Origin of the sequence: Acinetobacter sp. YH12142 (assembly GCF_013418435.1) — a bacterium.
In the GTDB taxonomy this organism is placed as follows: Bacteria; Pseudomonadota; Gammaproteobacteria; order Pseudomonadales; family Moraxellaceae; genus Acinetobacter; species Acinetobacter amyesii.
In genome coordinates, this window is the sequence record NZ_VPCB01000025.1 from 1 (window position 1) to 25,066 (window position 25,066).

Sequence of the window (25,066 nt, forward strand, 5' to 3'; positions counted from 1 at the left end):
TAAGCGCAGCGAATGCCGGGTAATACTCGTCAACGATCTGATAGAGAAGGGTTTGCTCGGGTCGGTGGCTCTGGTAACGACCAGTATCCCGATCCCGGCTGGCCGTCCTGGCCGCCACATGAGGCATTGATGTGTGCTTAAAAAACAGGAGGGTTTAACTTGGTAAACTATACATACTCATTAGGAGTTTACCATGAGCAAGAAACAGAAGACTTACACCGCAGAATTTAAAGCTGAAGCCATAAAAGCCATTGAAGAGAACCAAGGTAATGTATCGGAATCCGCTAGACAACTTGGCATTTCAATGCAAACCCTTTCGAACTGGAATAACAAAGCAAAGGCTGGAACTTTAGCAGGCACAAAACAGTATTCGCCCGATCTAAACGCCTTACTCGAAGAAAATAAGAAGCTTAAACAACAGCTCAAAACAGCTGAAATGGAACGTGAATTTTTAAAAAAGGCAGCAGCGTACTTTGCCAAAGAAAGTCAGTGAGGTACGCCTATATGAAATCGCAAAGCCACTTATTTCCGATTATTTTAATGGCTCGATTACTTCGTGTATCCGTTTCTCGCTTTTATGATTGGCTAAAGCGAGGCATGAGTAAAAGATCAATTCAGCGAAATCAGCAGACAATTTTGGTCAAAATAGCCCATGAAGAAACCAAACAAAGCTATGGCTATGTTCGATTAACCAAGCATTTACAAGCGCAAGGTATCAAAATAAGTACGTATGCTGTGCGCCAAATAAAAAAATCAAATCAGTTGTATTGTAAGCGCCATAAGCGTTTCAAAAGAACCACGAACAGTGATCACAACCGTTCTATTTATGACAATTTACTCAAGCAACAGTTTTCAATGACGAAGCCTAATCTTGCGTGGTCGAGTGACATTACCTACATTTGGACGGCTGAGGGCTGGTTGTACTTGGCAGCTGTCAAAGATCTTTACACGAAACAGGTTGTTGGCTATAGCTTAAATGAGCGCATGACAGCCAAGCTTGTTTGTGATGCATTGAATATGGCTATTCGCAATCAGAAACCTGCTAAAGATCTCATTGTACATTCAGATAGAGGCAGCCAATATTGCAGTAATGAATATCGAAACTTACTTGAGAAATTTGATTTTCAGGGTTCAATGAGCAAAAAAGGCGACTGCTTTGATAATGCACCGATAGAGAGTTTCTGGGGCATACTCAAAAATGAACTAGTCCATCATCGCAACTACAAAACAAGGGAAGAAGCCAAAGCGGATATTACAAAATATATAGAGTTATTTTATAATCAGCGAAGAATTCAAAAAGGCTTGGATTTTAAGACACCAAATCAAATGGCAGAAGACTTTTATCGGTTAGCTGCCTAGAATCTCCCAAGTGAAAGTCTCCTGCTAATTCAGCACACATCACTGTTGATAAATTTTCTAAACAAAAAGGATCAAACTAATCTATAAGCTTTGTGGGTTAGAAAAAAAATAACTCACTTTGCATTGATCATATTTAAATTCTTGTTTTATCCATAGCACTAACCTATTAATTTTAAAAAATAATAGGTACTGGCTAAATAGCAAATCGATACATATCTTTTTCATAGAGGAAATATGATTTTAGTAAGTTCTTGTCTGGCTGGCTTAAAGGTACGTTATAACGGGACGCATAGCTTAAACGAAAAAATCGAAAAATTAGTCAAAGATGGAAAAGCTACTATGGTATGTCCAGAGATTCTTGGCGGTTTATCAACACCACGCGAACCTGCCGAGATTTCGGGAGGTAATGGCGATGATGTCTTAGATGGAAAAGCCTGTGTAATTGAAAAATCAGGAAAGGATGTGACTTCAATCTATATTGAAGGGGCATATAGAACTTTAAAAAAAGTTCAATTATTAAAAGCTACTCTGGTAGTGCTTAAAGAAAATAGCCCTTCATGTGGTAGTTCAATGATTTACGATGGTCAATTTAATGGGAATAAGATCTATGGCAATGGAGTTACCTCCGCTTTGCTTAAACGTCATAATATAAAAGTCATTTCAGAAGAAACTTTTTGGCAACTTTTACCCTAGTTCCTCCGCTTTTATTTAAAATCTTCATGCAACTCCAACCACGCCCCCCTTTGCAATATCAAGTCTCTTCGGTATTTAGAGATATAGTGAGGTAATAATCTAAGAAGCATATCCATTACTTCCACATCAGTTAAAAAGTAGTGGTTCAATTTTATGCTGTAATTCTTTAACAATTTTAGCAAGCTGATCATGTAAAACTAACCAACATTGCTCATGACCTTGCCCAATATATTCATCTATTATGAGTTGCAAAATGTCTTGATCTATCTGACTTAAGAATTCTAAAAACCATGTCGCAGCAACATCCTTGGCAACTATTGTTTTATGATCTAATGTATAAGCTATACGGCATAGCGCTAAAATTTGATTACATTCATCCTGATCGTCTTTCCAATGAGCAATAATTTGTGGATAAGTTTTTTGCATGGCAAATATTAATTGTTCATAGCTAATTGGATTTAACCAATCGCAAATATCAGGTCCAAAGATAGTAATGTTATGTAATTGGGCAGTTTTAAGTAAAATACTAATATCTGGATCAGATTGACTATAAAGTAATTCACCTTTGAGTAATTCTTCTCTCAACCACTCGCCATATTGTAGCTGATATGTATATGGATGATTTTTATTGGTAATACTCCCTTTTTCTAATATCGTAATTTCTAAGGCACGCGCTGTAGCATGACCAATCGGAACAGATATATTTAGAAAATTCTGCGCTAATTGTTTTCTTTCCTGATCGGTAATTTCACGTTCAATAATAACTAAAATATCAAGATCACTTTTATGTTTTAAACCACCATCAACATACGAACCATATAAATAAATAGCATAAAGCTTATCTTTAAAATTTTTTTGTAAAAGCTGTTTTACACTTTCAACTTGGCGACACTCTTCATCATTTAAGCTTTGCATATGATTTTTAATTTAAAAAAATAAGTAATGAATTCATAGAGCATTATACAGAATAAGTGTAAATAATTTAATCAATTAGTAAATAACATACTATTTTTACAATATATTTACTTTCAATATAGAGTTTAATACATAAAACTCTATCAATCAAAAAAAGCTTGAAACAACATCTGAATAGTAAGAGTCATTTCCTCCTCACTTAGAGATGGATCCGGAAATTTGAACAACTCCTATAAGTGATACTCTGCTCCTCAAATGATGTTATAAACATCAATATATGGAGTATTTTATGGCACGTAGACCAAGAAGAAATCATTCAAACGACTTTAAGGCTAAGGTAGCACTTGCTGCGATCAAAGCAGAAAAAACACTTGCTGAATTGAGTTCTGAGTTTGATGTTCATCAAAACCAAATTATTGACTGGAAAAATCAATTGATCTCAGCTTCCTCACAAGCTTTCGATCAATCAAAAGCTCCATCAGAACCTCCCATTGATCTTAAAAAGTTACATGCAAAAATCGGTGAGCAGGCATTAGAAATTGATTTTTTAGAAGGTGTGTTGAAGAAACTGGGCCGCTTCAACCACAAAAGTTAATCGATCACTCACTTCAGATTTCAGTATCTAAACAAGCTAAGTTACTGAAAGTCTCTCGTGGTTGTTATTATTATCGCCCAAAACCTGTTAGCTCATCAGATCTGAAGCTGATGCGATGTATTGATGAATTACATATGCAATATCCTTTTGCAGGCAGTCGTATGATGCGTGATTTGTTGAATCGTCAAGGGCATCATATAGGACGACGTCATACACGTACTTTAATGAAGAAAATGGGTATTCAGGCGTTATATTGCAAACCAAATTTAAGCCAGGCTAATCAAGCTCACCGTAAATATCCATATCTGCTCAAAGGATTGGCTATTCAGCGCAGTAATCAAGTGTGGTCTACGGATATAACGTATATCCCTATGGCAAAAGGCTTTGTTTATTTATGTGCTGTGATTGATTGGCATAGCCGCAAGGTACTTGCGCATAGGGTATCGATTAGTATGGAGGTGGATTTTTGTATTTCGGCTTTAAATGAAGCGATTGAAAAATATGGATCACCTGAAATATTGAATACAGACCAAGGCAGTCAGTTCACCAGTGATGCATTTATTGATGTATTGAAATCAAATGGCATTCAAATCAGTATGGATGGTAAAGGTCGATGGGTAGATAATGTGATGGTTGAACGATTATGGCGGAGCGTTAAATATGAAGAGGTGTATCTCAAAGCTTATAGCAGTGTCACAGATGCGAAAAAGCAATTGAGTGCATATTTTGAGTTTTATAATCTGAAACGACCTCATTCGAGTCTAGACAAAATGACACCAAATGAGTTTTACTATGATCAGCTACCCCAACAAAACAAGGTGGCTTAACTAGAGCGGAATATCACTTATAAATACGCTTTTAGTTGTTCAAACAAGTGGAACCACCTCTGTTTGTAATGATATTTTATAAAATTCAATATTAGATCTGCAGAGAAAAACTTATCAAACTAAGTATTGGCTAGTCTTTTTCTTCGAAAAACTTATCAAACGAAGTATTAAGTTAATCTTTTTCTTCAACTTCTTCCTTAAACTCAAACAAATCATTCATCGTACAGTTAAAGTACTTACACAACTTATCGGCGACTGGTAATTCAATACGTACAGCACGGTCATAATACATACTTGTGAGCGTGTTGCGATTGATACCTGTTGCATGCACCACTTCACTTAATTTTAAAATTTTTCTATCGCCCATGAGGCTAGATAACTTACAAGTAATCATATTTAAATTAATTTACAAAAAATAACTTGCTGTGGGTTATTTGAAGTTGTTGACTGAGTAATACTTTGCTAAAATTAACCTACAGCAGGTTATTACAACTTATAGAAAGTATATTTTATCCATTTCAACTAAATTATAACTTTTTAAATATAAGGATTGAACCTGCATTAGATTATTTTGTGGAGATGACCGCCGTGTTACCAAATGAGTTATTGATCAGCCAGCAAGCTCGTGACTTAGGAAATCAATTAATTAAAGAAATGAACATCAATAGAAGTTATGGAATGGCTAATTTTCTTGGAGTAAATACTTGCTATGATAATCATCAGGCTGTACTTATTTGGACATTTCAACTGCTTGAAAGGGAACCTGCCTTAAATGAATTAGCAGAAATTAAAAAATATTTTCTTTTAATCTTTCCAGATAGTGTTTATCAATTAGCCTAAGTTGTTTTTAAAATTAATTTATTAAATAAAAAGCACTAAATCAAAGAAAGCTTTATTTAAAAATACCTATTAATTCAAAAACATACCATTTACTGAATATATGAAGCATAGGTTCCTGCTCTATCACTCACTCGTACTAAAATTACATCGCTCTTTTTACTGATACTAAACAATTTATGTCCACGCCACGTTCTGCGGCTTCGAGGGCTAGTTTTTGTTGAACCACTGAGAACAAGGACAACAAACTGCCTACTATATTTTCCCGGAGAGTGGTGTAGGAACTTTTTCATTATTGCTAATCATATCAGCGACAACATCAGCAACGAGCTCCTCTATTCCTGAGAATGCTTTAGACTGATCCGCATCAAGCCAAGACAATGATGGAAACTCAGCACATCATTCGTTTAAGACCTATTTTAATGACGGCACTGGTCGCAAGTTTAGGTTTTATTCCAATGGCGTTAAACACTGGAATTGGTGCAGAAGTACAACGACCACTAGCAACAGTTGTTATCGGCGGTATTGTATCTTCTACAATTTTAACTTTGTTTGTATTGCCTATTTTATATCAATGGGCGCATGGCTCTGAGAGTAGCAAACAGCAATCCGACGAAATTTAAAATCAAAAAAAGCAGCTTAATTACTAGGTTATGCCTAATTAAGCTGCTTTTAATATTGTATGCCCAACATTTTATTGATAAAGCTTACTGCGCTTCATCCCGACAATTTTCATTTAAAAACTCAAACTCTATCGTTGTATGCGATAAATGATAGGAAGATAATTTAGCTGCAACTTCTTGTTTAAGCCTAATTAATTCTTTAACGTCAAAGTTGTCACTCAGCTCAAGGTGCGCTGTTAAAACGTGACTTTCACCATCTAGTGACCAAAAGTGCATGTGGTGGATACCATTAACTTCAGGAAATTCCATTAGTGATAGTTTAATACGCTTTTGAGTCTCTTTATCGGGTGCAGCTTGAAGAAATAAAACGAGTGTTGATTTCAGGTTTTTGAAAACATTAAACAAGATGAACAGCGTGAACCCTATTGATAAAAGGGGATCTAATATCGGCAGTTCAGCGAACAACAGTACGATAGAGACTATAAGAACGGCAACCCATCCAAGTACATCTTCAAGAAGGTGCCATGTCAGCACTTTCTCATTTAATGTTTCACCCGCTTTTAATTTTAATACAGCATATCCGTTAACGGCAACGCCGAGTATCGCTAGCCCTAACATCCCCTCGACTACAGGCATTTCAGGATTGGACAGCTTTGGAATTGCTTCAAATAAAATCCAAATTGAGCCAATGATTAAAACAATACTGTTTATCAATGCGCCAAAGAGAGTAAGTCTACGATAACCATAACTAAACTTATCTGATGCTTCTTTATCTGAAAAACGACTTAAAATCCACGCAAAACCTATTGAAAGACTATCACCAAGATCGTGAACTGCATCTGCCATTATCGCCGTACTGTTAGTGAGCCAACCACCTATAAATTCGATAATAGTGAATGTCACATTAAGGAAAAATGCCCAACCAATACGGTCATCTTTACCATGTTGATGACTATGATTATGGTTGTGCATTTTGTACCTCTAGTACTTTTCTATTTCTTAGTTTTGATACATTCATATTAATCAAGTGACGTATCAAGCGTTGATATATCCAGCGTTTGAACCCCGACAAGTTAGTCCCTTTTTCGAAATAGAACTCATCAGGGGAATCATAAAGCCCAAAGTCATCATGAATACCTTCTTTTTGAATATAGGTATTTTCTCCACGCCAATCTGTATCTGGTGATGAAAAGCACTTTGTTGCAACACCATAACCACAAAAATCATCTTTTACAAACTGATAAGCGGCACCAATTTTGTTGAAGTTATCCAAGTTTTTCCACCTACGTTGATCGATCAAGGATTGGATATCTTTGTGTTCAAAATTAACGATATTCGTATTGTTTAAATATTTCTCAGTCATTTTTTATATATCCTTTTCGTTGCATACTTATACTATAGACTCTATAGTAACTATAGAGTCAAATGTCTGGGGGAAATTGATGAAAATAGGCGAATTGTCAAAAAAATCGGGCTGTTCAATACAAACGATTAGATATTATGAAAGAGAAGGATTACTGTTAAATCCAAATCGTTCAGAAGGTAATTTCAGGCTGTATGATAGCAAAGCACTTAAACAATTGGAATTCGTAAAGCATTGTCGCAGCCTAGATATATCACTCAATGATATTAAACGTCTTATCGAATTAAAAAATAAGCCAGAAGAAAGCTGCTCTAGCGTTAATGCATTAATTGATCAGCAACTTGCACTAGTGAATAAACGCATGAAAGAATTAAGGGCGCTTAAAGCTGAATTACAACAAATGGCTAGTGCTTGTGGTTCGAACAACCCAACATACTCATTATATTCTGCTGACCATGTAACACGGCAAGTATATTGTTTACTATCCATTTGAAACCCCATAATGTTTTAAGTCTATGTATAAAAGTACGATTTTCACTTAGCAGTACTTAAATAATCACCCCACCACTGCATCATTTCAGTCCGCTGGGCTAAATAGTCAGCGTGATTATAGCTGGCACGGGTACGGTTCTTATCAATATGTGAAAGTTGTGCCTCAATCCAGTTATCCTGGAACAAACCTGAGTCATTCAAAATGGTACTAAAAGTGGAACGTAGTCCATGAGAGGATAATTGATGTTTTCCATAGCCCATCTTACGTATAGCCATATTTAATGTATTAAAATGAATCGGTTGATTATGTTTCCGTGGGCTAGCAAAAATGTACTTTTCACCGTATGACCATTGCATGACGTCTTTTAAAATATCTAAAGCCTGATCTGAAAGTGGAACTAAGAAGTCGGGAATCTCATGGCCTAATATGACTTTTCGTCGAAACTGTTTAATATGCAAGGCAGGTATTTTCCAGACTTTTTCATTTAAATCAAAATGATGAGGCTCAGCCAATAACAATTCAGCCCCTCGCACGCCAGTATGTAATTTGAACAGCAGTGCTTTTTTAATAATCGGATGGGCATCCAATTTTTGTAATTTATACTTAAAATCAGATATATCCTCCGCTTTCAAATACGGATAATTTTTCTTGATTTTACTGTTAATGGCGATTTTATTTAAACCATGCGCGATGTTGAATTCACAATAACCCATCGCTACAGCGTAGTCATAAATTTGGTTCAAATAACTACAAGCTTTCTTGACAGGTTCTTTTACTTGGCGTCCCTCTATTTTTTTGATTACTGAAACCAGGTCATAACGCTTGATGTTTTGAAAAGGTAGATCCTGAAGGTCTGGATAAATATCTTGCTGTAAGCATCTTTCTGCTAACTGTAGTACACCACAGCGGGGTAGATCGTTGAAGGCACTTTTCAGTTTGAACTGTAACCACTCCTCCCCGACCTTACCAAAGGTGATGACATTAGAGGCAGTATCTTGTTCAAAACAGAAATCATTGTCTTTAAAGTCATCTCTGACTTGTCGTGCCTTTTTCAGCGATAAATCAGGATAACGACCTAACTGAATGCGTCGACGTTTTTTAGTTTGTGGATCTGTATAGCGATAGCACCAAGATTTTCTTCCACTCGGCTCAATCTTCAGGCTAAGCCCATCTTCATCGGATAAAAAACTGGTTTTTTCCTTACAATGAGCTTGGCGAACTTTAATTTCAGTAAGACTCATGGAATTTAAATGAAACCTAACAATGGGTTGATTGGATCAATTATATCAAAATAGAACGCTTTATGTATGATGCGTACACTACGCATCATATATATTTGTAATATATTGTTTTATATATTTAATATTTTAAGTATTTGTATTTTAGTAACCATTATAAGTACCACCTCTTCTTTAAGTTCCCAACAACTCACTTTTTCTGTCATCAATGTTAAATAAGTCTTGTGCTTTAAATTCTTAGATGACCTCCTCTACCCTTTATTATCATTTTTATAAAAGTAACTATATGTACTCATTAAAATTTGTAGAGCTCAAAAACAAAAAAGACCGCTATATAGCAGTCTTTTAACTTAATTAAATAATAATTAATTCATTTTCATCATAAGTGCATAAGCATCACGTTTGTTTTGACGCAATGATTCTATCTCGGACTTCGTCAGCTGTTTTACGAGAGTAATTAACTATAACTAAAAATATAGACAAATATTTGCATAAGTTCTCATTTTGTCTATGTCGATTCAGTAGTGGCAAGGTGGGTATTTATTAGAGATTTAAATGATTATCTTTTGTATTTTAGGTGAGTGTCTTGGTATATTAGCATCCATATCTATTGATTATCCAATCCCTTAACCTAGGCATGACTTTGTGAAATTAACACGCATCCACCATTGTAAAAACTTGAATGTGCAAAAGTACAAACAGCTTGAGAAACAAGCTGTTTTACTTGGTCGTATTCGTAGCGAGGTGTGGGCTAAATATGGTGCTATTTCAGGTTTGAATATCAGTGACAGAGCTATTCGTGATGCGTGGATGAAAGAAAGTCGTGACTTTGGTGTTTCTGCAAATGCGTGGAAAGAAACGCTACGTGATTGCATAGGTGATATTAAAGCCTATCGAGAAGCATCAAAAGACAAAGTAAAGCAGGCGATCCGAAAACGCACCTCCTGTAATAATGAACAAAAAAGACTATACACCTTGCTTAAAAAAGATGAATGGATGACTGATAATTTCCTCCATCGTCAAATGCGTAATCACTTTAAGCATGGTGTTAATCACACACATAATCAAATTATTGTTCGTGCGGATATGTGTAAAACTTTTGAGTTAAATGGTCAATGTTGGCTTAAAGTGCCGAGTCTAGTCCCTCGACAAACCATTAAAATTCCACTAAACACCACTGTTGATTTTGCGCCACAAGGCACACTTAGAATCATTCTAAAAAACGGTAATGTTGAAGTTCACTCAACTTATGATGCAGTTGAAACACAGGATTGTGGTCAGGAAACCGTAGGTGTTGATAAAGGTTATTCAGAAGCCTTTGTGGATTCTGATGGTGAAGTATATGGCAATGGTTTAGGTAAATTGATCTCAAGTGAATCAGACTACCTAAATCAAAAGTACAAACGTAGAAATAAGCTCAGAGCGATTTCTAAAGCCAAACCGCACAAGAAACAGAAAATTGAGTTAAATAATCTAGGTCGAAAAAAACTAGATAAGCGACAAGATACTCAAAAAGCAAAGCTCAAAACATTAATATTTACAGCAACTCACAAGTTGGTTGATAAAGCCAAAGTGATTGTTGCGGAAGATTTAACATCCCCAATTCAAAGTAAACGCAACTATGGCAAAAACACCAATAGACGCTTAAATACATGGGCTAAAGGTTTGTTAGCTAATGCCCTAACTTCTATATCTCACCGTAGAGGTTCTACGGTGCATCTAGTCAATTCTGCATATACTTCGCAAAGTGATTCTTTCTTGCATGGCCTTTTAATAGGTACACGTAAGGGAGATCGTTTTCACCGTTTCAATGGGGAAGTTGTGCAAGCTGATTGGAATGCTGCGAGAAACGTGCTTGCAAGATTAAACGACAATGAGATAAGTCGTTATACGCCTTACAAAACTGTAAAGCGTATATTGCAAGAACGGACTGACCGCTACAAGTCGGAACTGACCGACTCAGGCTCTAGTTACACGCTTGGCAACAAGACATTAACAGAGTGCGAATTAGTCCTTGAGTATGTTTGAATACATTTTAAGGAACAGTAGGATAAAAACATGCACTTATTTAAATTAACTGACGAACAACTCGCACAAATTCTTATCCCGAAACGATTTGTACCACCTACTCCACCTGAACATGAAGGCAAGAATATGGTCTATGTATTTGATAGTGAGGATAAGTTTGAACTGACTTATGATGAGCTGGTGGAAATCATTAGCAAAGCTAGAATGGCTGGTCCGAAGTTGATACCTGTCTTAGGCACCGTGAATTAAATTGTGCAGTGTTCGCACGCCACTTGAAACATAACTTGATTGGAAATGAATTTGGGCTGAGAAAAATTCAGTTCAAATTTAACCTGACGGGCACACTAAAAAATGGGTAATTGTCAGATCGAGTTTGGACTACAACACTTTAGCTCATCGATTTACCATACCGCTAATCTTCACACCATTTTCGTAAATCCAGCGATCAAACTGTGATACTACATTCCGCTTATTAATCCAAGTCAGCATGGTGCTTTTCATAAAGGCAGTTTACTTATAAACAGGGAAATTTCTAAACAATTCCCCTTTAACATGCTTAGGCTATTTGATCCAGAGTTCATCTTTTTGCATCATTTTTAACATTAAATTAAATATAACCAGCGGAGTAACATTTTTTTTGTTAGAGCCGACAACTCTTTGAAAACTAAATTTAACGGTTCGCTCAGGAGCATCCAAATTAACTGGGTAGTTTTGTTTTTCTAAATACAGATGATCTCCTAACATTGGCTCTATACCAGTAATAAAATTAACAATTTGTTGCTCATCACCTTTCATTCGGCATTGAAAATGTAGAAAATTCTTACGCAGTTTTCCAAATAATAATAATATTTTAAGCGCCTTAACCATGTTCTTTTCTTTCAGTGCATCTTGCTGCCTATCATCTTTATAATGAAAATCAAGGAGAGGAATTATTTCATCTGGACGAGTCAGTTTTTTAGCCTTTTCGTAAAGTTCATCAAACCAACTCTCTTCTAAATTCTTACTATAAACATAATTCGTTTTTAAATTAAATTTTTGGCGATCCATCCATTTAGTGCTCATCCATTGACATCGTTGCATCCATTCTTGAGCTTGGGTATCTTCGCTTAATCGACCTTCTCTAAAACTTATCAAACGTTGAAAAGGTGTCAGAGTACTCTTCTCTATACTAAACTTCTTTTCTTGTCGGCCAGCCATCGTAACTGGCTGTGTTTGCTGATAAGAATTAAACCATTTCTGCTGCTGAGTATAACGATTTAGGTTTATGTAGTCTGTACTTGACTTCACTGGACTAAAACACTGTTCTAATACTTTTTTTGAAATGATACACGGCGAATTATAAATTCGATCGACTGCTAATAAATCCAAAACATGAAGGTAATTTGAAGCCGTTTGCTCAATACTGCTATGCCCCATCCAAGAGGCGAGCACCTGCCATTTATGTTGAATAATCTCTTCTTGAGCACGTGCTTTCATACCAAACAATAAATCCCTCATCTTTTTTGCTTTTACCCAAGGACAATCTGTGTAGGTCTTGATCATTTCTTTTGAACCGAGCAAAGTTATTGCTAGATAGTTAGCAGCACTGTGGCGTAATGTATGAAAACTAAAGCCATGATGCATACCTAATATTTGACTAAACAAATCTACTGTAATTTTGCTGATACATTGATCAGTTAATACACGATGATTCACACTAAAAAGTAGATCATCCTGCTGATTAACCAAATATTGCTCATAACGATGTTGTATGTAACGTTGTACTACTAAAAACTCATGTTCTGACAATGCAATTTTCAATGGTATTTGACGATTCGCACTTCGCGTTTTCAGACGGCGATATGAATTGTCTTGGATATGAAGCGTGATATTATTAAAAACTGTATTTTCTTTTTCTTTATAAAGTAGCTCTGGGCAAATAATATCTTGTATTTTAAGACAACGAACTTCATTTAATCGAAGTCCAGTTCTATAACTTAGTAAATACATCAGCTTTAAACAACTCAGATGATCGACCCACTCTGATGCCGTTGGCTCTTGACTTAAATTTTCTAGTTTTTCCAATAATTTGCCAAATAGCAAAGGACTCACTAGCCGTGCATTGCAAATTTGTAAATGCTTAAAACTTGAATTCTGTAACACCAATACCCCTGGAGCATCATAATTCTCTATACAGAATTGATGAAAATCTTTTAGGCGACCAAAACGGTATTCTGCGCTTTGGTGCATCTTACGAGAGGTTTTTCCTTTCACCGAATCTCGTTGAACTGCTTTTTCATCACGTTCACTGCTGTATTTCAATAGCTGCCGATATAAATCCTCATAGTCATCTATGGATTGTTGCTTTAAATCTAATTTATTGAGCCAAATCTCAAATATAAATTCTTTGCCAAACGATCCTAAGTAGCTTTCAATAGTTGATAATTGAAGCCCTCGTTTTTTTAAATGCATTAACCAGTGAATTAAGCGTAGTTGAGCATCAATTAAAGACTTTTCCTCCGTATTAGCATCAACTATCTTCTCCTCTAACACCCTTCTAGTTTCTTGCCAAAAACGTAGCGTGCGTTCTTCTTTATTCCTCTTTTTATCTAAACGCTCAACTTTTTGACCTTTACGTTTCTTTTGACCAAACAACATCAACTCATACGGAATCGTTTGTAATTTGCTTTGAACAGTCGGAACTTCAGGAAGTAACTGCTCTTGTTCAAAATGAATAGGGCGATTATCTGGTTCTGTGACTTGATTGTAATCATTATTCCACAGCAATCTAAATTCGGATGGCCTTAAAGCAACAGTATTAATCTCTTGCTGAAGCACATTACTCAAAAATATATCTATGCTGAGGTTTGGATTAAATTCGAGTACCATTTGCACATCATTAAATGCACGAAATCCACGGCGTTTAATTTGATATTGCAGATCCCCAAGACTTTTTTTCCTGCCTATCTTACTCAAGCTTTCTAAAATACAATCTTCAACTGAATGTTGCAGACAAAATTCTTTCTGAGCAGCTTTCAACTTTTTTAAATATTGCAAAATGAACTGCGCATATGGGTTAAAAAAAACATGTTTCCATTGGTACAACTTTCCCTGTTCTACATCGTTGCCATATTGAGAGTTTTCAACACGATAATGTAGTAACAATGGATTAGTGATTTTTTTGTAGTCCGAATGGTATAACCGAAAACAATTCAGATCTGTACCAAGCTCAATGGCCTCCTGCAATTGCTTCTGAATAGCAATCAAATGCTGTTCATCTGCACAGCCTGAAATATATATAAAACTTAAGCATAAATTTCCCCATAAGTACTTTGGTTCATTCCAATATTCAAATGAATCTTGCCAATACTGCCTTAATTCCTTAAGTACATGGATATGTAGATGCCCCTGTTCTAACCGTGACTCTGTACTCTCAATTTTTCTAGGCAGTACGATCCGTTTAGTATGTGGATTTAGCTTAATTCTGTATGATTTTTTATCTACATTCTGGTTGAATTGCTTCCTTCTTTTATTAAATTCATCTTCAGTAAATTGCATCAGTTTTGATTGTTCGTCTCGGCTCAACTTTTGACTCAAACAATCAACACTATCTTTAATGTCATGCCATTTTTCAGCGATCTGCTGATCAAGTTTTTGCTGCATTTCTTTCGTCAATACTTCAGGTGGAGAAGGCTGTCTATCTAGCGACTTTTTCACCATTTTATGAATATCAACAAATAGATCATCTAGTTGTGGTTTTATTAGTTCTTTGATTTTTTGCATACAACTATTTTCGCTCTAAGTGTTTAATCGATAAAGATTTGACATTATCTTGCAATTGCTGGCGGGCTTGCTGTACATAGACATTCGGGATAAGTGAAGAATGCGGATGAAAAGCCTCTCGGTCACGTTGGTCATGACCATACAGGGCCTGAATTAAGTGAAAAGCTAATGCTGGTTTACCCTCTTGCTGCTCATGCATCAAAAAGTTCATGTCAAAATGACGTAACCAATTCGAATACATATTCTTTGGAAAGACTCCTTGCATATATGAATTCACCCATTTTCTCGATAAAGGGATTAACTTAATTTTCCTGCTCTGCCATTCTTTGACAGTTATCGGCAAGATATCTTTACTAAAAATGACCTTACCAAAAAGATCATTTACAGTTATCTTCTTCTTTGCAAAGACTTGTCTAAAAAATGAACCGTACGCTTCAATAATTTGTTCTAAAAAGGCAGTGTAATTTTGCAGTGTTTTTATGAAAAAATCAGATAAAGGGATAAAACGACCATCTTTTCTTGCTTTACTATTTTTTTTATCATTCACATATAAAAGCTTGAGCTCAACACAATAATCATCCAAATTCCCCAACAGGTTTTTTTTAGGCCGACTTGCCAAACTCAACAAACTGATATGCCACATCCAACACGCATATGCATTAAGTTGATTAATAATGTGCTTATCTTCTTGGATGTTTTCGTGACAATGTCTATGTAAAATATGGAATTGCTCTTTCACAAAATTGGGTTCAAGTGCCAGTTGGCTCCCTATCCTTCCTATAGATAATGCAGATTGCACTTTGAATTGTTGTTGCAATATTTTTAGTTCAGCCGTGTCTTCAGTAAAATGTGTGGAATGTGGTGTAAGTGCTTTTTCTAAAAAGGCTAGATATGTGCTACTGAGTTGAGTTTTCGGTAGCCCGCCATAATAGATACCAGGCATGTGATGCTGACTATCCCGCCCAGCAATTACATGAGCAAGATATTCATTATATGTTTCATAATATATATGAAAATATAATTGAGCCTGCAGTTTTTCTACAGTGATCGAACCTACAAACCGATTATCAAGCCAATTCTTAAGTTTCGTATTAATGTGTGTTGATGAAATTAGTGGATTCGATGCTTGTTCTATATAGTCAAACCAAGCAGAAGGTAAATGTAGTTGATGTGTCATCACTTCATTCCACCGCACATGATTTAAGCTCTTAATCTTCTGCTCTGTAATTTTAAGATTTAATTTGAGTAAATATTCGCGACGTCTACTTGAACCATTCTGGATCAAAATTCCATCTTGAATAAGCTCGTTAAAATCCATCAGTGCGACGGGTGATAATCCCGTCAAAAGTGACAATAAACATGCTGCAGCGATTGCAGCATCCCTCCAGTGCCCGGATAACTCGGTTCTCAACACATAAACAATTTGCTTCAGTATATCTGGCGCCAAATAATGTGGATTTGTAACAAAAGGAGCATGACGGCGCTGGCGATGCCGCATTAGATGCGTCGCATTATCGCTGAGTATATAATTTAAATTTTTAGACTTTTCATCTTCTGAATAAAACTCCATTTCAGGATCTAATAGATCAACTTCACCCTCTTCATCTTTGTGAAGAGCGGCATCATAAATACTAATCTTTGCGTTATGTCCAATATCTACTTGCTTACCCGTTTTAATTTCACGAAATTTTTTGAGTTCATTTTTCGTCGGCCATTGCAAAACTTTGCTTTTTTTTGACTTACGCTGACGATGAACTACACGACGATCATCTAGTCTTTTAAAAATTATTAATAGAGCCGATAAATACTCTATGACTTGTACTTGTTCGAAATCTTTAATATTAAAAAGTTGATTACGATCCTCTTTTTTCAAATTACGTTCGTACGTGACATAACAATTTAGCAGCTTACTACATTCATGAAATAATTCAGCATGATTAGAATCCAGCACATATCGTGAGACATAGCGTAATAGGTCACAAACATGTTTTTGCTTATTCTCAGCTTTATCAATTTTTGCAAATTCTTGATACTGCCGATATGTTAAAAAACTCGCTTGTAGAATCAAATAACGTTGCGATGACAGCTCTTGTGTATTACTAGAATCTGGACATGCAAAAAAACTCACAGCAGCTAAAAAAGAATACTTACCGATCTGTCTGGAGCCTGATATATAGCTATAAATTTGTTGTGCTAATTTGTATAGAGCGTAGACATCTTTATACAAATCATCTGATAGATCGACAAATTGTGTATTTACAATATCATCACGTAATAGACAATAATCTTGTTGATATTTTTCTGCTAAATCTAAGAATTGCTCTTGTGTTTCAATGTTTGGCATATTCATTTTCGCTTAATATTTTTATCACGTTGCATTGTTTAAATTCATTGTGATCAGAACGATTTGGTAAAAGTTGATCCTTTATTGAATTCTTTGTTAGCTTAAAAAATCTTGCAAAAAATTTAGCATCCAGTTCTTTCTGAGCTTTTCTTTCAAAGCACAAGTGTTGTTGTGATTTTTCGATAAAATCATCAAGATTATGTATCAACTGTAAGATTGCAACATAATTAGAATGCACACGTAAGCCTGGCTCCGTTTGCATTAATAGCAATATTTTTTGCCAAATTTTCACATAGATTATTTTGAACTTTGCTTGTACTACTACTTTCTGGCTCTGTTTAATCTTTTTGATTTTCAGTAGTTCTGAGTTAATTTTTACTATCTTAAATTGAACATTTTGTCGCTCAAAGCAAAAGGGCATGATAAATTGCCCCATAAATATCTCTATATTTTTTACTAAATAGTCAAATTTTAACATTTTTATCGATATAAAAAATGAGCATATCTTTGTATATTAAAATTCATTTAATTTATCAACTAAATTTTCTCAAAATTACAATTATCAACAAATACATATGGTTTACTTATCATGGGTGGTCTAAATTTTAAGAATTCTTCCACTTTTTTTTAGTTTTCTGTTATTACATGAAACAATACCGTTGTATTACATTTTAGAAATGCTGTGTATGCAGCATTGATCAAAAAGATTCTCTGCTATACTTACTTCACGTGTAGCATCAATGGAGTTTCGAAATGCTCAGAACCACTGAACAGAAAAGAAAATATATTCAAGCGACACGTTCGCAAAACTATCAAGCCAGCCTAAAGCTTGAAGGCATTACAACGACAGCTCAAACAACTCAACAAAGTAAAGCTGAAATCTTGCAAAAATATAAGAAGTATTCGCAACCCGAATCTTAGTCAGGTGCATGTATGGATAAATATGGGGAAATGGGTGACAGCCTGTATTGTTACCCTGGCACAAATATCCTAAAGAACAAACTCAATATTCGTGATGAACAAATTTTAGAACAAGCTGAACTAGAACTGTCTGGATTGGCAAGTAACTTAATTGAATATGCTGAACCACCTTACGACTTACAATACTTAAAATCAATTCATGCGCAGCTCTTTGGCGACTTATACGACTGGGCAGGAAAGTTAAGACAAATCGATATTTCCAAAGGTGACACCCGTTTTTGTAATTTTTCCCGTATTGAAATTGAAACCAATAAACTACTCAAACCGCTTCAAGAAAAAAAATACTTTCAAGGCTTAGCACCACAACAACTGATTCCTCAACTTGCCGACTTGTATTGTGAGCTTAATGTCATACACCCATTCCGTGAAGGTAATGGACGTACACAACGGATTTTCTTTGAGCATCTGATTGCTCATTGTGGTTATGGTATTGATTGGTCTCGCATTGACTCTCAACAACAATGGATTCAAGCCAATATTGAAGGTTTTTATGGTAATTTAAATCCATTAATTAAGATTTTTGAAATATGCTTTATTCAAAATACCTAAAATTTAAGTAGTCGAAGCCCACAATCCTTAATGAGCCATCATCTTTGCTTCAATCCACTGATTAATTTCCCAAATAAACCAACAATCACGATTCTTAGAAATCTTAATACTCTTCGGGTAATTTAGGATCGTAATATTCAGATTACTTATCCAGAATTGAATAGATCGTTAACTTAGATAGACTTTTAAGCAATGTAACTTGCCGCATGTTTATCAACATATGTCTCAAAAAAGTCTGCCCATACATAGATTTATGGTGTTTAGTGCTTAAATTTCAGATTAATCTTCGTCTGATGACCTGAATGGATGTTACAGATTACATGCAGGTGAATTACTCTGTGGCTGTATCATGGCTTTTGTGCAATCCAATCCATTTGATCCGAATGTTCTCTTTTGCAATAAAGCAGCCTCTTCTGCTTTTCCTGAACCAACGAACTATGTCATTGATTTGATTCAACCGACAACAGTGATGCTGAATCAAATCTCCAAAGAAGGGATTAAATGCAAGAAATGTGGTAAGAAAAAGATAGGGGATGGAAGTTATTATCCGTCTAATTGGAACCAGCCCATGAGTCGAGATCAGTTGAGTAAGAATCATTTTAAATGAATAAGAGAAGGATGGCTTACCTCACTTCTCCGAATAACAATGCTATGCTTTTCAACCAAGGTTATAAATTGGCAACTACATTTCATTCTTCTTCATGCTGGTCCTATAGCCTGTAGACAATTACTACATCATTTGCATTCAATGCTCAATACAGCCTGTCAGCAGAACCGCAGCGATACTTTTTTTCGTGCATACATGTAGTGTTTAAATCCATTCATTTTTCAATGATCCTCTGCCGTTTATCACATTTATGGTCGATCTTTAACCTTGTGAAAAATGCACATACCGATCCCTTCAAACTGTCAAATTTATGTATGCATGACATTTAAAGAAAATTATCTGATCAATTTTTTTAGGTAAAATTCATCAAGAAAAAAGTTATTATTATTCATAACATCACCAATAACCACATAAAAACAATAATTTAATAAATTATTCTTCCAATTTTTTTATATTTAGTGTTATTACCTCTAAATCCATGTTTACCACCTTCTATTACATAAGTAATTTAGAAGTATCCACGATATAAATTGCTTGCCCTCACACCTCTCCCCTCTCACGCCCAAAAAATTAGTTCATCGCACTTTGCCGGGAAATGCAGCACGGATCTTGAGGAAGAAGTAGTCCGTGTCGCGGTATCCATAGGCCATCCGCTTAATGACTTTGATCCGGTTGTTCATGCCCTCCAGCACGCTGGTGTTCAGCCGGTGGAGGGCACTGGAAACGATACCCTCCATATATGGCTCCAGCTTCTTGGCAAATCGTACCAAAGCATCAATTCCGCTACCGAGGGCCATGCCGGCCCATTCCCGCCAGGCGCTTCTGGCCGTCGTCTCGCTTTCCGCAAACCATAGCGTCTTAAGTTGGTCCTTGAGCACGTACACCGTAGTCAAGAACGCATTGGCGGCCAGGAGTTCGTCCAGCTTGACCGCCTGCTCGGGCTCAAGGTTGTCAGCATTGCGTAACAGTATCCAACGGCTGCTTTTGATCACCTTGCGGGCGACCTTGTCATCTCGCAGTTGATTGGCCTGATCAACTCGCACTCTATCCATCACTTCGCGGCCATACTTAGCCACCACATGGAACAGGTCGTAGACCACCACCGCGTTGGGGCACTGGGCCTTCACTTCAAGATCGAAGGCTGAGTTCATGTCCATGGCCACTGCCTCGATCTGGTTCCGGGCATCGCCTAACCACTCGAAGAACGGCCGGATCGCCTCACGCGAGCGGCCCTCGCCAATCCACACCACTTGCTGGGTGTCGGCACAGGCGACCACCGTGGCGTAGCGATGACCCTTGTGCAAGGCGAATTCGTCCATCATCAGGCGGCGCAATCGACTTCGATCTGGCTCGTGCAAATCACGTTTGAGCCGCTCCATGTCAATAGTCTTGACTGTATGCCAATGCAAGCCCAAAAGATTGGCAACATGACTGACGGGCAGCATCTGTACTAATTTCTCAATCCAGTTGCGCAATGATTGCGTAATACGGGAGCGCGGTGGTAGCCAATCGATCCGCTCTCTGGTTGGACCGCATTGTGGACAACGCAGCCGCCGCACAGGTACATCCAACTCGACGCGATACTGCATAATTGGTGACTCGCGAACTCGGCGCCAATTGATGTCATGTACCAGGAAACAAGGGCAATCGCATCGGCTACAAATTGGCGTATGCTCCTCGTCGTGTGTAAGACGGATCAGCAAAGTCTGTTCATCTAGAAGCCCATGAGACGCTGGCGAAAAGCCCTTCCAGAACAGGCTCCAAACATCAGCGCTAGTCATGATCATGGACCGATTGCGCGCTATCGGTGCCTTGTAGCGCCAAGGCATCATGTTCTTCTTGGCTGAGATGGCGTCTGTTGGGATTGATGCAGGACAGACAAAGCACTGCTGTTGCGAGGATGAGGCAATAAGCGATGATCGGCCAGGTGGTACCAGTCGATAAAAGCGTAATAATGAGTGTCCCGATAATCCCTAACAGTAGTCCACCCAAACAGAAGTAGACTGCTGTAGCGGTCCCAGCGATATGATCGAAACCTCGAAGAGCGGCATTGGGTGCCACCGATACCGCAGTGGCGATACCAACACCCACGAGCCACATCGGGGCGATGAAGCCAAGCACCGAGACCGGTGCCAATGTCTCGCCAACAGCGAGCAACAGCGCTCCCGCCATCAGACACCCCATTCCCACTCGTAAGGTCTTCAGGCTTCCCCACCGGGGAATCAGTCGTCCCATGATTCGCGCTGTAGCCATCATAGCGATGGCCACTGTAGCAAATAGCAAGCTGAAGCTAAGTTGCGATAACCCTTGCCTCCCCATCATTAGCCAGGGGGCGGTCGAGAAAAAGACGAAAAAGCTGCCCATCCCCGCGCTGTAACAGAGCGTGTACAGCCAGAAGTTCAGGTGTTTCACAGGAGTCAATAGCTGCGACCACTGTAGGTCTGCCGTCCGGTGCCGCCGAGTCTCTGGCCAGAGTCGCCAGGCTGCGATAACAGCGCCTATCATTGCCATCCCTAGCAAGCCGAAGATTGCGCGCCATCCGAGCCACGCGTCGACCAGCGCTCCTAGCAGTGGGCCTATCGCAGGAACCATCGCAAGCATAGAGCCGAGCAAGCCATAGATGACGTTGCTTTCCTCACGGCCCGAATAGATGTCGCGTACCGTCGCGAAAGTGGAAACGAGACATGCCGAAGCGCCGCAGGCCTGAAGAACGCGGAAGCTCAGAAAAAGTTCTGGCGATGAAACTACGGTGAGGCCGAATGAAGCCGCAATATAGGCAATCCCGCCACCAAGTAAAACGGGGCGGCGACCCAGCCGATCCGACAGTGGGCCGAAGAGAAGCTGTCCGGCTCCAAGCAAAACCAGGTATGCCGTCAACGTCAGCTGGATCGTCCCTGCACCGGACCCAAGTGCATCCGCCATGAAAGGCACCACGGGCAGGTACATATCCATGCCCAGTGACGCCAGCAAATCGAATGGTGATAACAGCAATAGCGTGGCGGGAAGAGAATACCGCCAAGAAAAATCTTTTGAGCGCACGAAGCCATCTCCTTAAGTTAAGAATTTGGCGGCGCTCTTGCAGAGCAACTAGGTTCTTGAGAACGCCGCAACAACCGAAAACGAAGGTTGCTGCGGCTTACTTGTCTGCTTTCTTGGTAGCGCTCATGTGCGGGTTATCTCATGGATGAGTCCATATCGTAACAATCTTCACGCTAAAGTGCAAAGAACCAAAAAATTTATACTGAAAGGCAGATTAAGCCCGTTCGAGTTACATATAGCCGCATGCTATATTGAAAGCATTAAGAAAATATCCTCAATATTTATAGGATTTTTAAAGTATGAACTAATTTTCGAAGAACCCTTTCTAAGTAATGTGACCTATTAGGAAAAATGAAAATACTGAAATCTCCGTATCAACAATCAGTCAAAGTACATCCTGATGATTTTCTGTAACCGATACCCAAGGACTATACCTACCCTTCTGATGTGCTGTGCAACAAAGCCCTCCTTAGCCACACTATAGCTATAGATTAATTCCATTATTTTGTGATTTAATTAAATTATTCATTCTTAAGACCCAATTTAATGGATTTATATTTCACTAAACCAGAAGAAGTTGTGACTCTTTTAGGTGAGCGTTTACGTAAGCAACGACTCTTTCTGGAGATGTCTCAAGCTGAGGTAGCAGCACGCGCTGGTGTCGGCGTGAATACAGTTTCGAATCTTGAAGCGGGACGAAATGTATCTGTTGAAAATTTAGTCCGTATTGCAATGGTCTTGGGTCGATTAAACGAACTTCAGGAACTATTTAAACCTCAGCTTAACAGTGTGAATGACATTCTTCGCTATGAGAGTCAAAGTAAGCGCCACCGTATTAAGAGGAAGGGATAATGCTCAATAGACTTAATGTTTATTACAACGGTTGGGGCGAATCATGGTTATGGGGAACGCTGATTAGTTCAACAGCCACGACAGGTAGACCCACCATTGCTTTTGAATATAGTCCAGAAGCAATACAGCAAGGTGTTGAGCTCTCTTCTTACTTGCTGCCTTTAAAAGGTCTACCATTCAGACAAGGTTTTCCTACTCATCAAATGGGACTCCCAGGTCCAGTCTATGACGCTTTACCAGATGGTTGGGGCATGATGTTGATGGATCGATATTTCAAAAAAATTGGCTTAAATTCAGCACGAATTGGACCTTTGGAGCGTCTGACCTATATTAGTAGTCACGCAATGGGTGCCCTCTCCTTTGAACCTTGTGTTGCTGACATGCAAACCTCAGAAAATATCCCTTTACAACAACTGGCCCAGGAAGTTCAAGAAGTACTCAAAGGTGAAGGTGGTGAATTTCTACAGCATTTATTGGTCATGGGTGGCTCCCCTCAAGGTGCCAGACCAAAAGCGTTGGTTTACCGAGATCCTGTCAATTTAGAGTTTTCGACTCAAGATTCTGATCAACATGAAGCCTGGCTGATTAAGTTTCCTGCTCAGCAAGAGCATCCTGAAGTCTGCGCCATTGAAGCCGTCTATGCAGAATGTTTGCGACTTTGTGCAATTGAGACTCCAGATACCCATTTCTTTAATTTGCCCAATGGTTTAACGGCTTTTGCTTCTAAACGATTCGATCGTCAAAATGGTATGCGGATTCCAATGCAGAGTTTGGCTGCATATACAGGAGCAGACTATAAAGTTCCAGGTAGCCTAGACTATCGCAATTTTCTCCGGGCAACCTTGATGTGTACGCAAGATGTACGAGAAAGATTGCATGCTTTTAAACGTGCTGTGTTTAATGTGCTTTTCAATAATCGGGATGACCATACTAAGAACTTTTCATTTCTCATGGAGAAAAATGGTCAATGGAAATTGGCTCCAGCCTATGATGTGACCTTCTGCGAGGGTCCAGGTGGTTATCATCAAATGGACATTATGGGAGAAGCGCTCAATATTTCCCGAAATGACATACATAAACTCGGTACTTCAGAAGCTAATCTGACTACTCTAGAAGTCGATGAGATCATCTTGACCATGCGTGAAATTGCACTTCAATTTAGTCAAATTGCGCAGCGCCTGTATCCCCATCAAATTCGAGAATCTACCCTACAGATGATTCAATCACGGATTCAACAGAATATTGATTTTTTAACTGAAACCTAAGCGTAAATATAAACTAAGCGCCAACCATCAACTGCAAATAGACTTTGATATAGTTAGTCGCTACATAATCTGTAGAACCTGTGAATTAGCTCTCTTTATAATCACGAATATTAGATGGATCACCGCCAAGATATATTCTGCAAACGTGAAATCACTACATCCAGATCGAAAATCACTAAGAAAAAACTGTCACCAAAAAAAGGTCTGCACTATGGATAGATGCAGACCAAACTCTGGATAACTACCAGCACGAGAAATATGTCGCAATTTTGCATAGACATGAATTTGATAAAATCAGCCCAGAAAGCCAGAAATTCATAAAAACTATTTCATCAATCCCCTATAACTTAATCACGTTCATGGTCGATCTTAAATCTTGTGAAAAGTACTCATGCTGACCTAGCCAAACTGTAAAACTCATGTATTCATAGCCTTTAAATGAATCTTTCAATCGGTATATTTAAGGTAAAAACTAGTAATCAGAAGTTATTATCACCCCCATATAAAACAAGGATCAACTTAAAAACAATAACTTAGTAAATTATTCTTCCATTTTTTTTATATTTAGTGTTATCAGGTGTAGATGAAAACCCTGTTTCATCAACATAACCTAATATAATTTCACCACGTGCCGCTTGCTCTCGTAATTTTTCAATCTGCTGTGTTGCTTGTTCAAATGCAATCGGATCTCTTTTT

At 37.9% G+C, this 25,066-nt stretch carries 23 protein-coding genes and 2 pseudogenes; 13 read left to right on the forward strand and 12 right to left on the reverse strand.

What is annotated here, in order from left to right; genetic code table 11:
- Positions 1-193 precede the first annotated feature (193 nt).
- Positions 194-1,359, forward strand: a protein-coding gene (locus FTU77_RS14715) for an IS3 family transposase (RefSeq protein WP_119285041.1) whose coding sequence is annotated in 2 segments (ribosomal slippage) — positions 194-452 and positions 452-1,359 — 1,167 coding nt in all. Because the reading frame shifts where the segments join, the coding sequence is not laid out codon by codon here.
- A 234-nt stretch (positions 1,360-1,593) separates the two neighbouring features.
- Positions 1,594-2,052, forward strand: a complete 459-nt coding sequence (locus tag FTU77_RS14720; RefSeq protein WP_077170035.1) for a DUF523 domain-containing protein — start codon at positions 1,594-1,596, stop codon at positions 2,050-2,052.
- A gap of 126 nt (positions 2,053-2,178) precedes the next feature.
- Here the strand turns inward: FTU77_RS14720 and FTU77_RS14725 are convergent, their stop codons facing one another.
- Positions 2,179-2,967 carry an aminoglycoside adenylyltransferase domain-containing protein gene (locus FTU77_RS14725; RefSeq protein ID WP_038350081.1) on the reverse strand — a complete coding sequence of 263 codons (789 nt, stop codon included), beginning with the start codon at positions 2,965-2,967 and terminating at the stop codon, positions 2,179-2,181.
- A gap of 277 nt (positions 2,968-3,244) precedes the next feature.
- Between FTU77_RS14725 and FTU77_RS14730 the strand changes: the two genes are divergently transcribed.
- A protein-coding gene (locus FTU77_RS14730) for an IS3-like element ISAba14 family transposase (RefSeq protein WP_099046175.1) occupies positions 3,245-4,389 on the forward strand; the annotation gives its coding sequence in 2 pieces (ribosomal slippage) (positions 3,245-3,509 and positions 3,509-4,389; 1,146 coding nt in all).
- A gap of 172 nt (positions 4,390-4,561) precedes the next feature.
- On the opposite strand, the gene FTU77_RS14735 is transcribed toward FTU77_RS14730, so the two are convergent.
- Positions 4,562-4,783 carry a helix-turn-helix transcriptional regulator gene (locus FTU77_RS14735; protein ID WP_004658364.1) on the reverse strand — a complete coding sequence of 74 codons (222 nt, stop codon included), beginning with the start codon at positions 4,781-4,783 and terminating at the stop codon, positions 4,562-4,564.
- A 194-nt stretch (positions 4,784-4,977) separates the two neighbouring features.
- Here FTU77_RS14735 and FTU77_RS14740 point away from each other — a divergent pair, with 194 nt between their 5' ends.
- A complete protein-coding gene (locus FTU77_RS14740; RefSeq protein ID WP_004658363.1) occupies positions 4,978-5,229 on the forward strand; it encodes a hypothetical protein in 252 nt (83 codons plus the stop codon).
- A 252-nt stretch (positions 5,230-5,481) separates the two neighbouring features.
- Here FTU77_RS14740 and FTU77_RS14745 read toward each other — a convergent pair.
- A pseudogene (locus FTU77_RS14745) lies at positions 5,482-5,625 on the reverse strand (antitoxin HicB); the annotation flags it as partial.
- Between FTU77_RS14745 and FTU77_RS14750 the strand changes: the two are divergent.
- Positions 5,625-5,849, forward strand: a pseudogene (locus tag FTU77_RS14750) (efflux RND transporter permease subunit); the annotation flags it as partial. The pseudogenes FTU77_RS14745 and FTU77_RS14750 sit on opposite strands and share 1 nt — an antisense overlap.
- Positions 5,850-5,933: 84 nt before the next feature.
- On the opposite strand, the gene FTU77_RS14755 reads toward FTU77_RS14750, so the two are convergent.
- Both FTU77_RS14755 and FTU77_RS14760 read right to left on the reverse strand, forming a co-directional pair.
- Complete coding sequence (locus FTU77_RS14755; RefSeq protein WP_127800877.1) at positions 5,934-6,821, reverse strand: cation diffusion facilitator family transporter; 888 nt, start codon at positions 6,819-6,821, stop codon at positions 5,934-5,936.
- The gene (locus tag FTU77_RS14760; RefSeq protein ID WP_180004480.1) at positions 6,808-7,212 is read right to left on the reverse strand and encodes a hypothetical protein; all 405 of its coding nucleotides are present in this window, start codon (positions 7,210-7,212) and stop codon (positions 6,808-6,810) included. The genes FTU77_RS14755 and FTU77_RS14760 overlap by 14 nt, the downstream gene beginning before the upstream one ends.
- Positions 7,213-7,291: 79 nt before the next feature.
- On the opposite strand from FTU77_RS14760, the gene FTU77_RS14765 reads away from it, so the two are divergent.
- Positions 7,292-7,705, forward strand: coding sequence for a Cd(II)/Pb(II)-responsive transcriptional regulator (locus tag FTU77_RS14765; RefSeq protein WP_005245163.1), 414 nt, complete (start codon positions 7,292-7,294; stop codon positions 7,703-7,705).
- A gap of 41 nt (positions 7,706-7,746) precedes the next feature.
- Here FTU77_RS14765 and FTU77_RS14770 read toward each other — a convergent pair whose 3' ends face one another.
- Positions 7,747-8,946 (reverse strand): integrase arm-type DNA-binding domain-containing protein, encoded by a 1,200-nt coding sequence (locus tag FTU77_RS14770; RefSeq protein ID WP_180056113.1) that lies wholly within the window; start codon positions 8,944-8,946, stop codon positions 7,747-7,749.
- Positions 8,947-9,588: 642 nt separating this feature from the next.
- On the opposite strand from FTU77_RS14770, the gene FTU77_RS14775 reads away from it, so the two are divergent.
- Together FTU77_RS14775 and FTU77_RS14780 are read left to right on the forward strand one after the other, a co-directional pair.
- Entirely contained in the window at positions 9,589-10,971 is a 1,383-nt protein-coding gene (locus FTU77_RS14775; protein WP_168370265.1) for an IS200/IS605 family accessory protein TnpB-related protein, read from the forward strand.
- 30 nt (positions 10,972-11,001) lie between these two features.
- Positions 11,002-11,220, forward strand: a complete 219-nt coding sequence (locus FTU77_RS14780) for a hypothetical protein (protein ID WP_000550047.1) — start codon at positions 11,002-11,004, stop codon at positions 11,218-11,220.
- A 144-nt stretch (positions 11,221-11,364) separates the two neighbouring features.
- Here FTU77_RS14780 and FTU77_RS16175 read toward each other — a convergent pair whose 3' ends face one another.
- The 4 genes from FTU77_RS16175 to FTU77_RS14795 are packed head-to-tail and all read right to left on the reverse strand — an operon-like array spanning position 11,365 to position 17,513.
- Positions 11,365-11,472 carry a hypothetical protein gene (locus FTU77_RS16175; RefSeq protein WP_372551473.1) on the reverse strand — a complete coding sequence of 36 codons (108 nt, stop codon included), beginning with the start codon at positions 11,470-11,472 and terminating at the stop codon, positions 11,365-11,367.
- A gap of 60 nt (positions 11,473-11,532) precedes the next feature.
- Positions 11,533-14,733 carry a site-specific integrase gene (locus FTU77_RS14785; RefSeq protein WP_127800785.1) on the reverse strand — a complete coding sequence of 1,067 codons (3,201 nt, stop codon included), beginning with the start codon at positions 14,731-14,733 and terminating at the stop codon, positions 11,533-11,535.
- A gap of 4 nt (positions 14,734-14,737) precedes the next feature.
- Positions 14,738-17,077 carry a hypothetical protein gene (locus FTU77_RS14790; RefSeq protein ID WP_127800787.1) on the reverse strand — a complete coding sequence of 780 codons (2,340 nt, stop codon included), beginning with the start codon at positions 17,075-17,077 and terminating at the stop codon, positions 14,738-14,740.
- The gene (locus FTU77_RS14795) at positions 17,064-17,513 is read right to left on the reverse strand and encodes a hypothetical protein (RefSeq protein WP_127800793.1); all 450 of its coding nucleotides are present in this window, start codon (positions 17,511-17,513) and stop codon (positions 17,064-17,066) included. Before FTU77_RS14795 ends, FTU77_RS14790 begins: the two co-directional genes overlap by 14 nt.
- A gap of 317 nt (positions 17,514-17,830) precedes the next feature.
- On the opposite strand from FTU77_RS14795, the gene FTU77_RS14800 reads away from it, so the two are divergent.
- The 3 genes from FTU77_RS14800 to FTU77_RS14810 all read left to right on the forward strand — a co-directional run bounded on the left by FTU77_RS14800 (position 17,831) and on the right by FTU77_RS14810 (position 19,214).
- On the forward strand, positions 17,831-17,998 hold the full coding sequence (locus FTU77_RS14800; protein ID WP_000946583.1) for a YhfG family protein: 168 nt from the start codon (positions 17,831-17,833) through the stop codon (positions 17,996-17,998).
- A 12-nt stretch (positions 17,999-18,010) separates the two neighbouring features.
- The gene (locus tag FTU77_RS14805) at positions 18,011-18,607 is read left to right on the forward strand and encodes a putative adenosine monophosphate-protein transferase Fic (protein ID WP_179990952.1); all 597 of its coding nucleotides are present in this window, start codon (positions 18,011-18,013) and stop codon (positions 18,605-18,607) included.
- A 349-nt stretch (positions 18,608-18,956) separates the two neighbouring features.
- Positions 18,957-19,214, forward strand: a complete 258-nt coding sequence (locus FTU77_RS14810) for a hypothetical protein (RefSeq protein ID WP_004726728.1) — start codon at positions 18,957-18,959, stop codon at positions 19,212-19,214.
- Positions 19,215-19,789: 575 nt separating this feature from the next.
- Here the strand turns inward: FTU77_RS14810 and FTU77_RS14815 are convergent.
- Both FTU77_RS14815 and cml read right to left on the reverse strand, forming a co-directional pair.
- Positions 19,790-20,995, reverse strand: coding sequence for an ISL3 family transposase (locus FTU77_RS14815; protein WP_020753573.1), 1,206 nt, complete (start codon positions 20,993-20,995; stop codon positions 19,790-19,792).
- Complete coding sequence (gene cml, locus FTU77_RS14820; RefSeq protein ID WP_020753574.1) at positions 20,988-22,253, reverse strand: CmlA/FloR family chloramphenicol efflux MFS transporter; 1,266 nt, start codon at positions 22,251-22,253, stop codon at positions 20,988-20,990. Before cml ends, FTU77_RS14815 begins: the two co-directional genes overlap by 8 nt.
- Positions 22,254-22,799: 546 nt before the next feature.
- Here cml and FTU77_RS14825 point away from each other — a divergent pair.
- Both FTU77_RS14825 and FTU77_RS14830 read left to right on the forward strand, forming a co-directional pair.
- Positions 22,800-23,105: a helix-turn-helix domain-containing protein gene (locus tag FTU77_RS14825; RefSeq protein ID WP_000366814.1), complete on the forward strand. Its 306-nt coding sequence runs from the start codon at positions 22,800-22,802 to the stop codon at positions 23,103-23,105.
- Complete coding sequence (locus FTU77_RS14830; RefSeq protein ID WP_000934717.1) at positions 23,105-24,370, forward strand: type II toxin-antitoxin system HipA family toxin; 1,266 nt, start codon at positions 23,105-23,107, stop codon at positions 24,368-24,370. The genes FTU77_RS14825 and FTU77_RS14830 overlap by 1 nt, the downstream gene beginning before the upstream one ends.
- Positions 24,371-25,066: the final 696 nt, after the last annotated feature.